The sequence below is a fragment of the Pseudoalteromonas sp. JSTW genome, assembly GCF_013423925.1.
Taxonomy (GTDB): Bacteria; Pseudomonadota; Gammaproteobacteria; order Enterobacterales; family Alteromonadaceae; genus Pseudoalteromonas; species Pseudoalteromonas lipolytica.
On sequence record NZ_CP058972.1, the window covers coordinates 35,434 to 51,130 of the forward strand.

At 44.9% G+C, this 15,697-nt stretch carries 12 protein-coding genes, 2 tRNA genes and 3 rRNA genes; 14 read left to right on the forward strand and 3 right to left on the reverse strand.

Annotated features, from left to right (window positions below; genetic code table 11):
* Nucleotides 1-298: 298 nt before the first annotated feature.
* The 14 genes from GZH31_RS00180 (at nt 299) to GZH31_RS00245 (ending at nt 13,316) form a co-directional block, all read left to right on the forward strand.
* A 16S ribosomal RNA gene (locus GZH31_RS00180) occupies nt 299-1,839 on the forward strand.
* 73 nt (nt 1,840-1,912) lie between these two features.
* A tRNA-Ile gene (locus GZH31_RS00185) sits at nt 1,913-1,989 on the forward strand.
* Nucleotides 1,990-2,026: 37 nt separating this feature from the next.
* Nucleotides 2,027-2,102: transfer RNA gene (locus GZH31_RS00190), tRNA-Ala, on the forward strand.
* Between the two features lie 287 nt (nt 2,103-2,389).
* Nucleotides 2,390-5,275, forward strand: a 23S ribosomal RNA gene (locus GZH31_RS00195).
* A 122-nt stretch (nt 5,276-5,397) separates the two neighbouring features.
* Nucleotides 5,398-5,512, forward strand: a 5S ribosomal RNA gene (rrf, locus tag GZH31_RS00200).
* The 16S, 23S and 5S rRNA genes sit together here with 2 tRNA genes alongside, the layout of an rRNA operon.
* Nucleotides 5,513-5,801: 289 nt before the next feature.
* A protein-coding gene (locus GZH31_RS00205; protein WP_374027195.1) for an IS630 family transposase occupies nt 5,802-6,822 on the forward strand; the annotation gives its coding sequence in 2 pieces (ribosomal slippage) (nt 5,802-6,254 and nt 6,256-6,822; 1,020 coding nt in all).
* Nucleotides 6,823-7,234: 412 nt separating this feature from the next.
* Nucleotides 7,235-8,167, forward strand: a complete 933-nt coding sequence (locus GZH31_RS00210; protein ID WP_036974313.1) for a hypothetical protein — start codon at nt 7,235-7,237, stop codon at nt 8,165-8,167.
* A 30-nt stretch (nt 8,168-8,197) separates the two neighbouring features.
* Complete coding sequence (locus GZH31_RS00215) at nt 8,198-9,097, forward strand: DUF350 domain-containing protein (protein WP_075594411.1); 900 nt, start codon at nt 8,198-8,200, stop codon at nt 9,095-9,097.
* A 4-nt stretch (nt 9,098-9,101) separates the two neighbouring features.
* Nucleotides 9,102-10,823, forward strand: coding sequence for a polyamine aminopropyltransferase (locus GZH31_RS00220; protein WP_036974318.1), 1,722 nt, complete (start codon nt 9,102-9,104; stop codon nt 10,821-10,823).
* Nucleotides 10,824-10,902: 79 nt separating this feature from the next.
* Nucleotides 10,903-11,316: a YjfI family protein gene (locus tag GZH31_RS00225; protein WP_036974320.1), complete on the forward strand. Its 414-nt coding sequence runs from the start codon at nt 10,903-10,905 to the stop codon at nt 11,314-11,316.
* A 24-nt stretch (nt 11,317-11,340) separates the two neighbouring features.
* Nucleotides 11,341-12,033 (forward strand): PspA/IM30 family protein, encoded by a 693-nt coding sequence (locus tag GZH31_RS00230; protein ID WP_036974322.1) that lies wholly within the window; start codon nt 11,341-11,343, stop codon nt 12,031-12,033.
* A gap of 72 nt (nt 12,034-12,105) precedes the next feature.
* On the forward strand, nt 12,106-12,744 hold the full coding sequence (locus GZH31_RS00235) for a hypothetical protein (RefSeq protein WP_036974324.1): 639 nt from the start codon (nt 12,106-12,108) through the stop codon (nt 12,742-12,744).
* Nucleotides 12,741-13,058 (forward strand): hypothetical protein, encoded by a 318-nt coding sequence (locus GZH31_RS00240; protein WP_036974326.1) that lies wholly within the window; start codon nt 12,741-12,743, stop codon nt 13,056-13,058. Before GZH31_RS00235 ends, GZH31_RS00240 begins: the two co-directional genes overlap by 4 nt.
* A 72-nt stretch (nt 13,059-13,130) precedes the next feature.
* Nucleotides 13,131-13,316, forward strand: coding sequence for a hypothetical protein (locus tag GZH31_RS00245; RefSeq protein ID WP_036974327.1), 186 nt, complete (start codon nt 13,131-13,133; stop codon nt 13,314-13,316).
* On the opposite strand, the gene GZH31_RS00250 is transcribed toward GZH31_RS00245, so the two are convergent.
* The 3 genes from GZH31_RS00250 to GZH31_RS00260 all read right to left on the reverse strand — a co-directional run bounded on the left by GZH31_RS00250 (nt 13,309) and on the right by GZH31_RS00260 (nt 15,696).
* Nucleotides 13,309-13,710, reverse strand: coding sequence for a hypothetical protein (locus GZH31_RS00250; protein WP_036974328.1), 402 nt, complete (start codon nt 13,708-13,710; stop codon nt 13,309-13,311). The two genes, GZH31_RS00245 and GZH31_RS00250, sit on opposite strands and share 8 nt — an antisense overlap.
* Before the next feature lie 13 nt (nt 13,711-13,723).
* The gene (locus tag GZH31_RS00255; RefSeq protein WP_036974330.1) at nt 13,724-14,191 is read right to left on the reverse strand and encodes a hypothetical protein; all 468 of its coding nucleotides are present in this window, start codon (nt 14,189-14,191) and stop codon (nt 13,724-13,726) included.
* Between the two features lie 128 nt (nt 14,192-14,319).
* Nucleotides 14,320-15,696, reverse strand: a complete 1,377-nt coding sequence (locus GZH31_RS00260) for a lyase family protein (RefSeq protein ID WP_180311269.1) — start codon at nt 15,694-15,696, stop codon at nt 14,320-14,322.
* Nucleotide 15,697 lies beyond the last annotated feature (1 nt).

The window sequence follows — 15,697 nt, forward strand, 5'->3', positions numbered from 1 at the left end:
ATTAAGTGTTGACTCTAAAAAATAAGGATGTATTATACGCATCCCTAGCGACGAAGTCGCACTGTTCTTTAACAATATAAAGCAATCATCTGTGTGGGCACTCGTACAGATTGAGTTCTAACAGTCGAGCTACTTAGGTAGTAAGACAAACAAATTTAGAGTCTCAATTTAAACTGAGTGACCAACGGAAATAAGTTTACTTATTTCAGCACAGTCAATTCAATATCGAAAGATGTTAAATAAATTCAGAATTCATTGAGCATGTCCGCTCCCTTATGGGAAGGACAGAAAAAACTTTTAATTGAAGAGTTTGATCATGGCTCAGATTGAACGCTGGCGGCAGGCCTAACACATGCAAGTCGAGCGGTAACAGAGAGTAGCTTGCTACTCTGCTGACGAGCGGCGGACGGGTGAGTAATGCTTGGGAATGTACCTTATGGTGGGGGACAACAGTTGGAAACGACTGCTAATACCGCATAATGTCTTCGGACCAAAGCGGGGGACCTTCGGGCCTCGCGCCATAAGATCAGCCCAAGTGGGATTAGCTAGTTGGTGAGGTAATGGCTCACCAAGGCGACGATCCCTAGCTGGTTTGAGAGGATGATCAGCCACACTGGGACTGAGACACGGCCCAGACTCCTACGGGAGGCAGCAGTGGGGAATATTGCACAATGGGCGCAAGCCTGATGCAGCCATGCCGCGTGTGTGAAGAAGGCCTTCGGGTTGTAAAGCACTTTCAGTAAGGAGGAAAGGTTGGATGTTAATAGCATTCAGCTGTGACGTTACTTACAGAAGAAGCACCGGCTAACTCCGTGCCAGCAGCCGCGGTAATACGGAGGGTGCGAGCGTTAATCGGAATTACTGGGCGTAAAGCGTACGCAGGCGGTTTGTTAAGCGAGATGTGAAAGCCCCGGGCTCAACCTGGGAACTGCATTTCGAACTGGCAAACTAGAGTGTGATAGAGGGTGGTAGAATTTCAGGTGTAGCGGTGAAATGCGTAGAGATCTGAAGGAATACCGATGGCGAAGGCAGCCACCTGGGTCAACACTGACGCTCATGTACGAAAGCGTGGGGAGCAAACAGGATTAGATACCCTGGTAGTCCACGCCGTAAACGATGTCTACTAGAAGCTCGGTTCCTCGGAACTGTTTTTCAAAGCTAACGCATTAAGTAGACCGCCTGGGGAGTACGGCCGCAAGGTTAAAACTCAAATGAATTGACGGGGGCCCGCACAAGCGGTGGAGCATGTGGTTTAATTCGATGCAACGCGAAGAACCTTACCTACACTTGACATACAGAGAACTTACCAGAGATGGTTTGGTGCCTTCGGGAGCTCTGATACAGGTGCTGCATGGCTGTCGTCAGCTCGTGTTGTGAGATGTTGGGTTAAGTCCCGCAACGAGCGCAACCCCTATCCTTAGTTGCCAGCGATTCGGTCGGGAACTCTAAGGAGACTGCCGGTGATAAACCGGAGGAAGGTGGGGACGACGTCAAGTCATCATGGCCCTTACGTGTAGGGCTACACACGTGCTACAATGGCGCATACAGAGTGCTGCGAACCTGCGAGGGTAAGCGAATCACTTAAAGTGCGTCGTAGTCCGGATTGGAGTCTGCAACTCGACTCCATGAAGTCGGAATCGCTAGTAATCGCGTATCAGAATGACGCGGTGAATACGTTCCCGGGCCTTGTACACACCGCCCGTCACACCATGGGAGTGGGTTGCTCCAGAAGTGGATAGTCTAACCTTCGGGAGGACGTTCACCACGGAGTGATTCATGACTGGGGTGAAGTCGTAACAAGGTAGCCCTAGGGGAACCTGGGGCTGGATCACCTCCTTATACGATTTAGAACTTATTTGTTCGTAGTGTCCACACAGATGATTGTTAGTTAGAGAAACAATGCTTATTGTTTGGGTCTGTAGCTCAGTTGGTTAGAGCGCACCCCTGATAAGGGTGAGGTCGGTAGTTCAAATCTACTCAGACCCACCACTTCCATGAAGTGGAAACAGTAAGTACCAGCATATGTGGGGCTATAGCTCAGCTGGGAGAGCGCCTGCCTTGCACGCAGGAGGTCAGCAGTTCGATCCTGCTTAGCTCCACCACTTTTACTCCTTAAAAATAAACATTCTTATCAGGTAATAAACTGCTTGAGAATAGAGTGTGTTTAATTTTGAGAAGTTAATTCTCTTGCTCTTTAAAAATTTGGAAAGCTGATAATAAAATTCTGATGAATGACAATTGTTATTTATCAAGAGTTTTCAAAAGTAAAAATATGCCAATTAATTGAAAAATTAATCGGTATCTACTTTAGTATTCTCATCATTATTTGATGAATTAACTTCTGGCGAAGTTAACAGCTGTCACTAACAAAGACCCGTTTGGGTTGTATGGTTAAGTGACTAAGCGTACACGGTGGATGCCTTGGCAGTTGGAGGCGATGAAGGACGTATTAACTTGCGATAAGCCTAGTCAAGCTAGTAAAAAGCACTTGAGACTAGGATTTCCGAATGGGGAAACCCACCTGCTTGCAGGTATCTTACACTGAATACATAGGTGTAAGAGGCGAACGCGGAGAACTGAAACATCTAAGTACCCGTAGGAACAGAAATCAACCGAGATTCCGGAAGTAGCGGCGAGCGAAACCGGACCAGCCCTTAAGCTTATTATGTGTTAGTGGAACATTCTGGAAAGTATGACGATACAGGGTGATAGTCCCGTACACGAAAATGCATCTTAAGTGAAATCGAGTAGGTCGGAGCACGTGAAACTTTGACTGAATATAGGTGGACCATCATCTAAGGCTAAATACTCCCAACTGACCGATAGTGAACCAGTACCGTGAGGGAAAGGCGAAAAGAACCCCTGTGAGGGGAGTGAAATAGAACCTGAAACCGTGTACGTACAAGCAGTAGGAGCCCACTTGTTGGGTGACTGCGTACCTTTTGTATAATGGGTCAGCGACTTATATTTTGTAGCGAGGTTAACCGATTAGGGTAGCCGTAGGGAAACCGAGTCTTAACTGGGCGTTGAGTTGCAAGGTATAGACCCGAAACCCGGTGATCTAGCCATGGGCAGGTTGAAGGTTGAGTAACATCAACTGGAGGACCGAACCCACTAACGTTGAAAAGTTAGGGGATGACCTGTGGCTAGGAGTGAAAGGCTAATCAAACCGGGAGATAGCTGGTTCTCCCCGAAATCTATTTAGGTAGAGCCTCGGACGAATACTTACGGGGGTAGAGCACTGTTAAGGCTAGGGGGTCATCCCGACTTACCAACCCTTTGCAAACTCCGAATACCGTAAAGTACTATCCGGGAGACACACGGCGGGTGCTAACGTCCGTCGTGAAGAGGGAAACAACCCAGACCGCCAGCTAAGGTCCCAAAGTCATAGTTAAGTGGGAAACGATGTGGAAAGGCCCAGACAGCCAGGAGGTTGGCTTAGAAGCAGCCACCCTTTAAAGAAAGCGTAATAGCTCACTGGTCGAGTCGGTCTGCGCGGAAGATGTAACGGGGCTAAACTATGCACCGAAGCTGCGGATTCAAAATTTATTTTGAGTGGTAGGGGAGCGTTCTGTAAGCCGTTGAAGGTGACCCGGGAGGGTTGCTGGAGGTATCAGAAGTGCGAATGCTGACATGAGTAACGATAATGCGGGTGAAAAACCCGCACGCCGGAAGACCAAGGGTTCCTATCCCATGTTAATCAGGGTAGGGTAAGTCGACCCCTAAGGCGAGGCCGAAAGGCGTAGTCGATGGGAAACGGGTTAATATTCCCGTACTTGGTATAATTGCGATGGGGGGACGGAGCAGGCTAAGCAAGCATGGCGTTGGTTGTCCATGTGAAAGTGAGTAGGTTGAGAGTTTAGGAAAATCCGGACTCTTAAGACTGAGACACGAGACGAGCCACTAAGGTGGTGAAGTTGTTGATGCCATACTTCCAGGAAAAGCCTCTAAGCTTCAGATTATACCGAATCGTACCCCAAACCGACACAGGTGGTCAGGTAGAGAATACTAAGGCGCTTGAGAGAACTCGGGTGAAGGAACTAGGCAAAATCGTACCGTAACTTCGGGAGAAGGTACGCTCCGATTGGTGATGAGACTTGCTCTTTAAGCTGATTGGAGCCGCAGTGACCAGGTGGCTGGGACTGTTTATTAAAAACACAGCACTGTGCAAAATCGCAAGATGACGTATACGGTGTGACACCTGCCCGGTGCCGGAAGGTTAATTGATGGGGTTAGTTTTCGGACGAAGCTCTTGATCGAAGCCCCGGTAAACGGCGGCCGTAACTATAACGGTCCTAAGGTAGCGAAATTCCTTGTCGGGTAAGTTCCGACCTGCACGAATGGTGTAACCATGGCCACGCTGTCTCCACCCGAGACTCAGTGAAATTGAAATCGCAGTGAAGATGCTGTGTACCCGCGGCTAGACGGAAAGACCCCGTGAACCTTTACTACAGCTTGGCACTGAACATTGAACCTACATGTGTAGGATAGGTGGGAGGCTTTGAAGCAGAGACGCTAGTCTTTGTGGAGCCGTCCTTGAAATACCACCCTTGTAGTTTTGATGTTCTAACGTTGGCCCCTAATCGGGGTTACGGACAGTGCCTGGTGGGTAGTTTGACTGGGGCGGTCTCCTCCCAAAGAGTAACGGAGGAGCACGAAGGTTGGCTAAGTACGGTCGGACATCGTACGGTTAGTGTAATGGTAGAAGCCAGCTTAACTGCGAGACAGACACGTCGAGCAGGTACGAAAGTAGGTCATAGTGATCCGGTGGTTCTGAATGGAAGGGCCATCGCTCAACGGATAAAAGGTACTCCGGGGATAACAGGCTGATACCGCCCAAGAGTTCATATCGACGGCGGTGTTTGGCACCTCGATGTCGGCTCATCACATCCTGGGGCTGAAGTCGGTCCCAAGGGTATGGCTGTTCGCCATTTAAAGTGGTACGCGAGCTGGGTTTAGAACGTCGTGAGACAGTTCGGTCCCTATCTGCCGTGGGCGTTTGAGAATTGAGAGGGGTTGCTCCTAGTACGAGAGGACCGGAGTGAACGAACCGCTGGTGTTCGGGTTGTCATGCCAATGGCATTGCCCGGTAGCTACGTTCGGAACTGATAAGCGCTGAAAGCATCTAAGCGCGAAGCAGGCCTCGAGATGAGTTCTCACTAGACTTTTAAAGTCTCTGAAGGGCCGTTGAAGACTACAACGTTGATAGGCAGGATGTGGAAGTGGTGTGAGCCATTAAGCTAACCTGTACTAATTACCCGTGAGGCTTAACCATACAACGCCAAACGCGTTTTATGACAGCGTAACAGACAGAAGTTAGTATACTAAAGTAGATTTTACGATTATCAGATTTCCAGATTTTAGTTAATTGCGAATGCGATTAACGACCAGAATATGCTTGGTGACAATAGCGTTTTGGACCCACCTGATTCCATGCCGAACTCAGTAGTGAAACGAAACAGCGCCGATGATAGTGTGGCATTTGCCATGTGAAAGTAGGACATCGCCAGGCTCCTAATTAAAGAAACCCGTTGCAGCAATGCAGCGGGTTTTTTGTTGCCTGTAGAAAAATAAAATACCCAACCAAGACCCCTACGACCTATATCTTTGTAAGCATCGTGTGGCATTGACCATGTGAAAGTAGGACATCCTACTGCGTAGCGCACCATGGCTCCTAATTAGAGAAACCCGTTGCAGCAATGCAGCGGGTTTTTTGCGTTCAGGGCTAATACCATTCCGCTTAAATATCTGATCTAATATAGGCTATATAAAATCACCGGTTAATAACATTGAACCAAAACATAGCTGAACAGCTTTTAGCGCTTTCACGAAAAGAACCAAATGCACGAAAACGCATACGATTACTCGCAGTGTCATTATTTTATGAGGGGAATAGCAGAACTGATATTGCAAAACGTCTTAACATAGCACGAAGTAGTGTTAATAAATGGGTTTCTAGTTACCTAGAACAGGGGCTGTATGGCTTAGACAATAAGCCTATACAAGGGCGTCCATCTAGATTACAACAGTCACAACTTGAGCAACTGTCTGAATTTATAAAACGCACGAACACAGAACTTCAAGGTGGCCGGCTTACCGGTGAAGACATTGTGCATTACATTAGCACTGAATTTGGTGTTCATTATCACTTAAATCATACTTATAAAATACTCAAGCAGCTTGGCTTTAGTTGGATCACAAGCCGTTCGAAACACCCTAAACACTCATTAAAAAGCCAAGAAGCTTTTAAAAAACTTCCAACTGGAAACGATCCTTCACACACCCGGACACCTTCCACTTGACCGTATCGACGTATGGTTTCAGGACGAAGCACGATTTGGCCAGCAAAATCCGACTACGCGCATTTGGGCTGAAACAGGCACTCGGCCACGGATAGTAAAACAACAGCAGTTTGACTATGGATATTTATTTGGTGCGGTATGTCCTGCCACAGGCCAAACAGAAGCGCTAGTAAGCCCATTCGTCAATAAAGAAGCAATGACGCAGCACCTGAGTCAGATATCACAAGCTACACCAGTTGGCAGACATGCTGTCGTGATAATAGATGGCGCAGGCTGGCACACATACGATACAGCCGCAGAATTTAACAACCTCACGCTAATAAAGCTCCCTCCTTATTCACCAGAGTTAAACCCAATAGAGCAAGTATGGAGCTGGATACGACAACACTGTTTATCCAATAGAGTGTTTTCGGGTTATGACGAAATTGTTGATGAAGTTTCAAAAGCATGGAATCACTTTATTTCAATACCGGAGCGAGTGATGAAGATGTGTAATCGGGAATGGATAAAGTTGATTTAACCTTTATGCGGAATGGTATAAATCGTCCAGTATCATACTGAGATTGCATACAGAGATAAAAGACGCATCAGCGCAAGATGAAGAGACGTAGGAGGTACTTTAGTGCCGAAAGTGTCTGATATGCCCTTCATACAACACCCCTGACATTCACGGCTAAAGCCGTTCCTACGCTTTATAATCAGATGTTTAATCACGATGTACAAATCAAAAGTGAATGGAGTCGTGGGCTCAAATCTTTAAAATAGGCCTACTTTATCAAGCATTCATTCTCATCTATTAATATTGAGTCTTCACTTGGCAAGCTGCCTGACGAATTACCACCCTATTTACCCTTTGTTGCAATTTTCATCTTGGTTTAGTACCTGAGCTATGTAAAACTAATTGGGTTTTTAACCACAATCAGGTGACATGAATGTCTCAAATAAAAGCTTGGAAACTTATTAGCCTGTTTTGTTTGGTAAGCTTGCTTATGGGCTGTGAGTCGAAGGAAGAGCAGCTGAAACAAACAATACAACAATCCATAGAAAAAGCTGAAGTAGAGTTAAATCAGTTGGGTACTGCGCTTGATAATGGCTCTCTTCGTAATGCGACTTTACTTAAACAGTATGCAAAGGTCCTCACGGAGCAGCAACCACAACTTTCTGAAATTGCGCGTGTTATTAGCCTTGATGCAACCCGAGAAGGTGCTATTTACAGTGGGCTTAAACAGCGTTTAGCGGATGTCAAAGCAACGAGCTTAATTCCGCCTTATGAAGACACCCTTCATCAACTTGATTTAATTCGTGACGCCGCAAAACCGTCTTTATTCCAAGACGCTTTAACTGACCCAATAAATATGCTCGCCGATATGTCAAACGGTGCGCTTGCGCGTGTTGGGGCAATTAGTGAGGCTGCAGAAGGTGAAAGCGTAGGAAATCAGCTTGTTGGCAACCCTAATTACGGCCAATGGCAAACCAATAGTAGCGGCACTAGCTTTTGGGTTTGGTATGGTATGTATCGCATGCTCGGTGATGTGTTTGATCGTGTTGAATATGGTCGTTGGAGCCGCAACAGAAAATACAGCTATTACAATGACTATGGCCGTTATCGTTATTCGAGCCCTAAACAAATTAAGGCACAACAAACTGTTGAGACACGAACACGCCAGTCTTATCAACGTCAAGGTAAACAATTCACTAGCCCGTATGCAACCAAGCGAAGCGGTGCATCAGGGTTAAGCCGTAGCAGCTATACGCCGCCACGCACACGTAGTAGCTACGCTTCTAGTAGTAGTTACAGTAAAAGCTCCGGGTCATTACGCAACAGCTCGAGCAGAACATCACGTGGCATTAGCCGCGGTAAGTAGTGAAAAGAATAACCATCGGAGTTACAACACATGTATGAATTTAATGGAATAACAACGTGGTCATTGCAAGCTTTAGCAATCGACTTTGCAATCATTATCGCCTTATTTGTAAGCTTAAAGTTTATTAAAGGCTGGGTATCTAATCTACATGCCAATGATGAGATTACGGAACGTGACAATTTTGCGTTTGGTATTAGTTTTGCAGCAGGGCTTGTTGCGTTAGCCATTGTACTTAGCGGTGTGAGCAGTGGTGCATTTGCAGTCAGTTTACAACAAGAAGCACTACAAATGCTGGGCTATGGTGTAATGGCGATTGCGCTCATTAAGCTTGGTCATTTCTTCCAAGATAAAGTGGCGCTGCGTAAAGTGAGTTTGCATGACGAAATCGTCAAAGGTAATGCAACAGCTGCACTTATTGATTTTGGACACGTTGTTAGTGTTGCCATTGTTATTCGTTCAGCTTTATTTTGGGTTGCTACTGAGGGGTGGCATGGTCTTCCGATAGTAATAGCCGCATTTGTGATTGGCAGTATCGCCATGTTGTTGGTGAGCCAATACCGAGTTCAGCTGTTCAAACGTACAAATCGCAGTGGTGATTGCTTACAGCAAGCGGTGATTGACGGTAATTTAGCAGTGGGAATTCGTTATGCAGGCTTCTTAGTGGGCAGTGCATTAGCGCTTACAGCAGCATCAGGCATAGCCCCGTACGCTGCTGATAATATTGGAGCAAGCTTAGGGTATTGGGCGTTGAGTGCCGCGCTAAGTATCGTAGCCTTTATTTTATTGCACTTACTAACGATTAAAATCATTTTAGCAGGGTGTGATATTTCTGATGAAGTTAATCGCCAGAAGAATGTCGGTGTAGCGGCAATTTCTGCTGCGGTATCATTTGCTATAGGCTCTACCATGGCCACGTTGTTAGGTGCTTAATTAAGTGTCACATACAGCGGCTTCGCCAAGTAGAGCCTCTCTACTTGGGCATGATTTTTTATTAATTACTGTGATGGCCGTACTCGCTGGGTGCGGCCTAATTTATGAATATCTACTATCGCATTATGCAGGGCGCGTTCTTGGCTCTGTTGAGAGCGCCATTTATGCCATGATAGGCACAATGATCGTGGCAATGGGGATCGGGGCATTTTTAGCGCGTTGGTTTAAAGACGCATTTACTGCATTTGCATGGCTTGAAAGTATCATTGCCTTAGTCGGTATGGGGTGTATTTTAGCAATTGCCAGTGTGATAGCTGTTAGTTATTCATTGCCTCATCTCTTCTCTAGCATCTTTAACTTACCAGCAGATACCGTACTGGATGGCTATGTATTTGAAAAGCTACAAGAGTGGTCGCGTTTTTTACCTTATGTGTTTGGTCTGTTGCTTGGGCTTTTAATCGGTATGGAAATCCCGTTAATAGCACGTATTCGTCAGCAAGTTTATGGCCGTTTTTTAGAGAATAACGCGGGTACGATTTACGGTGCTGATTATATTGGCGCTGGGGTCGGTGCTGCAATTTGGGTGAGTATTATGCTGGCAATGCCAATCATGCAGGCTGCTGCTTGGACGGCATTGTTTAATATTATTGCCGGGCTGATCTTTTTATGGCGTTACCATCAACACGTGCGTTTTGCGAAGGTGTTATTAATGTGTCACGTGTTGCTATTAGTATTTTTCGCTTTTGTGTTAGTGCTTGGTACGAGCTGGATGAAAAATCTTAGTAACGTTTTATATAAAGATAAAGTCATCTACTCGCAAGCAACTAAGTATCAGCACTTGGTGTTAACCGAGCGTTTGAGTCGCAATCAGCCAACTGCGATCACAGATTTATACCTCAATGGTCGTTTGCAATTTTCAAGCGTTGATGAGCAAATTTATCATTCGATGCTGGTGTATCCTGCGATGCTAGCTTCAAATCGCCATGACCGTGTGTTAATTATAGGCGGCGGTGATGGGTTGGCGCTTCGCGATGTTTTAAAGTGGCCAGTAAAGCATGTCACCTTGGTTGACTTAGATGGTCAGCTGTTAAACTTATTTGGTAATGATGTGGGCGACTATGATGCGCCAGAGACTATCAGAAAACGCTTAATTGAGCTGAATAATCACTCGATGAGCGATCCTCGAGCACAAATCCGTATTGCAGATGCCTTTTTGGAAGTTGAAGCTATGCTTGCGAAAGGAGAGCGTTTCGACACCATTTTAATTGACTTACCAGACCCTAATCATCCTGACTTAAACAAATTGTACAGTGATTATTTCTATAATCATGTTCGTCAGTTATTAGCCCCAGATGGTGCAATGGCAGTGCAGTCAACGTCTCCTTATCACGCCAAAAAGGCGTTCTTAAGCATTGCCAAAACAGTCAGGGCTGCCGGTTTTAATTACGTAGAGCAATACCAGCAAAATATCCCTTCATTTGGCCAATGGGGATGGACTATTGCTACCACCACAGGCAAGCCTGCGAGTAGCCGAATTCGCGAAACAGACAAATTACCAGTACCTTCTCGCTGGGTAAGTAAAGAGTATTTATTGGCATCTTTTGTTTTTCCGAATCATTATTTTGAACAAGTAAATACAATTGAAGTCAATAGATTAGGTTCTGGAACTCTGTATGATTATTATCGTCAAGCGTGGCAAGTTGAAACCGAATTGTACAAAAATTGATATTTTATAGTTGACATAATATGTCGGCTATGCAAATCTTAACTCAGACATAATATGTCAAAACGTAAAAAGGTGAGACATGGAATTAAATGAACTATCAATCAAACTGGCTTCTTTTGAAACAGAAGGTGTGAGCTTTGAGTCTTTCTTGATTGCCAACCCAGGCGAACAAGATGTATTGCAAGTTATCGTCGATGGGAATGATGAGTTACCTATCTTTGTTACGCAAACCGAGGAGCAGCTACTGTGTATTAGCTACTTGTTTGCAGAGGACGAAGTAAAAGCAGATATGCGTGATGAGTTAAACGAAACCTTATTACGTTTGAACGTGCCTATTCCATTAAGCGCATTTGCAAAGATTGATGATAAGTACGCTATTTTTGGTGCACTGTCGGTTAATTCATCGTTTGATGATATTACCCATGAGCTGGTAACACTCGCTGATAATGCGATTGATGCACTTGAAGCCGTGACGATTTATTTAAACGATTAATTAGCAATTTCCGGAGTTAAGATTATGAGTATTTTAAAGAAACTATTTACAGCTGTACGTGGTGGCGCTCGTGAAGCAGGGCAAGCGATTGTTGATGCAAACGGTATCCGTATCTTCGAACAAGAAATTGCTGATGCACAAAACGCGTTACAACGTGCTAAAAAAAGCCTAACAGAAGTGATGGCAAAAGAGATGCAAACAAAGCGCAAAATTAGTGCGTTAGATGCCTCTATTGCTGAACATGAAGCCTATGCAGGCCAAGCGCTTGAAAAAGGCAATGAAGCATTAGCGCTTGAGATTGCTGAGAAAATCGGTGACTTTGAAACAGAAAAAGCAGAGCATGAAGGCGTGTTAGCTGGTTTTAGTAATCATATTGTGACACTAAAACAGCAAGTAAAAGAAGCTGAAAAGTCGATTAAAGAGAACCAACGTCAATTAACGATGGTTAAGACAACTGAAAGCGTGCAACAAGCAACGATGGCAGTAAACAGCACACTGAATACAAACAGCTCATCAATGACATCTGCGCGTGAGTCATTAGAGCGCATTAAACAGCGCCAACAAGACCGTCAAGATCAGCTTGGCGCAGCTAAGCAGTTAGAAGCGGATACGAATGGCGATGATTTAAAAGCGAAAATGGCTGAAGCGGGTATTGGTGATACTAACCCTAAAAGTGCAGACATTTTGGCGCGCATTAAAGCTAAGCAAAACAGCTAATTTTATTAGCGGAAAGACAAAAGGTAACCCATGCACAGGGTTACCTTTTTTGCTTCAACAAGGAGTCAGCCAATGTTTAACTTTTTCAAATCTAAAAAAGCCCCAGAGCGCCAATTAACTGAACCTAGCCAATTACAAGTAGGTGATATGCTGAGCGTGATTGATTCGTTTGCTTATCCAAACTGGTTAAAGGGGCAGACATTACGTGTTATTGATGTACAAACGTATCAGTACCAACGCAGTGCTGAGTATGAGCTCGTTCTTGAGAGTGAATCGGGCCAAGTGGTGTTCTTGCAAATTGAATCTGATGATGGTGAGCAATGGGCAAACTTCGCGATTAAAATTCAACGCGATGATGTAGATGAAATATTTACGCTTGATGAGTTTGCACGTATCTTCGATGAAGATGAGTTAACCACAATTAGCGTGCAAAACACCCCTGAACGTTTTAGCCACTTTTTAGCTAAGAGCTACAAGCAAACTGAAGCGCCTTATGTATGTTATTTCCATAATAAAGATTATCGCAATAAACCATTACCTCGCTACGAAGATGAAGGCGGTGAACCATGCGAAATGATTTGTTTAAGCTCGGATGACGAGAGTTATGGCTTGAACATAGAAATTTGGGAAGGTGGTGAAACCGAGGTATCACTCACGTTAACACGCCCGATTAGTGATATTGTTGATTTATTTCCTGGGGATGCCAAGTGAGTGATGCAAAAGCAAAATGGCAGCGTCAGGAGCAAGCGGTTCGTGCCACGCAAATGGCGTTTGATCTAAGCAGTGAAGTACAAAAATCAATTAAAAAGCAAGCAATTGATCAAGAACTGACCCCATCAGATATGATTCGGAAAATTCTTGAGCTCGACGTTAAGTCTAAAAAAACCAGACAACGCTTATCGTTTAATTTAAATGACGAGGAAATTGCTCTGTTAGCTGCGCGTTTTGGTGTTGATGCAGATGATAAACGTGCGGTAAAGCAGCGAGTTGCAGAGCTATTGATTGCCCACAGCCAACGTAAATAAGGGGTGTAGTTTTGCCTTTGTGACATTAAGCCCTTACACTGAGGGGGAGATGTTTTAAAGAAGTGGCGTGTTGTGGATATTATTTTAATTGCGTATTTAGTTATTTTTGCATTATTTGGCACCGCCGCAAGTTACTTTGTGCGTTACATTTATGCTTACTGGGTGCACAACACGATGCATGTGCACTACATCTATAAGGCCGGAGTGTGTATCATCAGTGTGGTGATTGTATCCGGCCTTATGACATTATTTACTTAATTTCGATTGCTTGGCATTGCTCTGAAATACACAAAGATTGTACAGGCAAAACTGGCGAGCAGTCGTTAACACTTAACGGTTGTTCTGAATCTTTTTCTAATGAAGTGATCTGCTCAGCCAGCTGCTCGGCTTGCTCTTGTGGGGTGTTTAGCGTTGAATAAACCACATAGCGGCTTGGGCCACCACATGCGCGCTCACCTACTTCTAACACCTTACACTGGAAGCTTGCACTGCAACTATTGTTACTTACGATCTCGTCCAGTTGTTCATTTAAATCACTTAAATCAACACCTGTAGAGCCGCCAACAGAGGTGCTCTCACAGCCTGTTAATGCAAGCGCTGCCAACATCGTTGTGGTGATGAAAAGTTTATTGAAAGTCGATGAACGAACCATTATTGCTTATTCCTTAGTATACACTTGCCGCTGAGCCATCGATTTTAACACAAGTATTTGCAGAACACTGTGTGCCTGGTGCCGTTAGATGCTGACAAATACTCATAACGTCATTGGCAGCATTGTATTGGCTTTCAAGGCTCGTGATTTTTTGGGCTATTTTCTCAACTTCACTGCTATTGGCTGTTTTAGTTGAATACACAACATAGCTGCTTGGGCCACCGCATGCACGGCTACCAACAGGAAGTACTTTACACTGGCTACTGTTATCGCAGCTTGGGTCTTGAATAAGTTGTTTGAGCTGTTGATGGGCAGCAGTAATTGTTGTTTTTTCGGGTGCCGACTTGCTGATTTCAACTGCTTGAGGTGCATTTTCAAGTTTACTGGTTGTTGCTTGTAATTCGGTTTGTTTGGTTGTTGCTGCATCAGAGCACGCGGTAAGTAGCGCGGGAAATAATACAGCTAAAAGTGAAAAGCGCATAATGGACCTATAAATCGTTGAATAAGTACTCACTATCATACACTTTGCACTCAGAGGGGCAATAAAAACGTTGTCTTTCAGTAAGTAGCTCTGTCATTACAGAGCTACATTGTGTACAGGTTTAATTGCTATAAGCCACCTTTTGTAAGCTTTGCAGGGTTGAGCAATGTATTCAATTCTTCGCGTGAAATGTCAGTATGCTCAGCGGCAACATCAATAATAGGGCGACCTTCTTGATAGGCCAGTTTGGCAATTTTAGCGGCTTTCGTATAGCCGATCACCGGATTAAGTGCGGTGACTAAAATAGGGTTTTTAGCTAATGCTTTATCAACATTGTCTTGATTAACACTGAAACTGGCAATGGCTTTATCGGCAAGTGCCTCAGTACTATTTGCCAACAGCTCAATGCTTTGCAGTATGTTTAATGCAATCACGGGTAACATCACGTTAAGCTCAAAATTACCTGCCTGACCTGCTACTGTAATAGTGGCATCGTTACCAATGACTTGCGCACTGACCATGGCGGCAGCTTCTGGGATCACAGGATTCACTTTACCAGGCATGATCGATGAACCGGGCTGTAAAGCTTCTAATTCAATTTCACCTAGACCAGCAAGCGGACCTGAGTTCATCCAGCGTAAGTCATTGGCTATTTTCATTTGCGCCACAGCTAAGACCTTGAGCTGTCCAGATAATGAAACAATGGCATCTTGTGAGCCAATGTTGTAAAAAAAGTTTTTACTTGGACTGAAACGGATACCTACGTTTTCGCTTAGGTGTTGGCAAAAAGTAGCAGAAAATGCAGGGTCTGCATTGATACCAGTGCCAACCGCGGTGCCTCCTTGAGCCAGCTCGCAAACACGCTCAAGTGATTGGCGTATGCCTGTCATTGCGTTATCGATTTGGCATTGCCATGCTGAGAGTGTTTGCGCAAAACTGACGGGCATTGCATCCATTAGGTGAGTACGCCCCGTTTTAATAATATGACCCACTTCAGCTTGTTTACTCTGTAAGCGTTGGCTCAGCTTGTCTAGTTTAGGAAATAACTCGTAAATAATATTAATTGCGCTGCTGACGGCAATTGCCGTGGGGATCACATCATTAGAACTTTGCCCCATGTTGACGTCATCATTCGGGTGTACTGGCTCATTAGCAAGGGTCGTTGCCAGTGTGGCAATAACCTCGTTAGCATTCATGTTCGAGCTGGTGCCGGAGCCGGTTTGGAATACATCGACAGGAAACTGCGAAAAGTGCTTACCATCAATGATGGCTTGGCAGGCTTGTTCAATCGCATTCGCTTTTACTTGGCTCAAATGTCCTAGCGCTGCATTACTCTGCGCCGCTGCTTGCTTAATGTAGGCAAGGGCAGTAATAAATTGCTTCGGCATGGTCAAGCCGCTAATTTTAAAGTTGTTGATAGCACGTTGAGTTTGAGCTTGATACAAGGCATTTACGGGAACGTGTAGCTCACCCATACTATCTGATTCGGTTCTAAATTTGCTCATA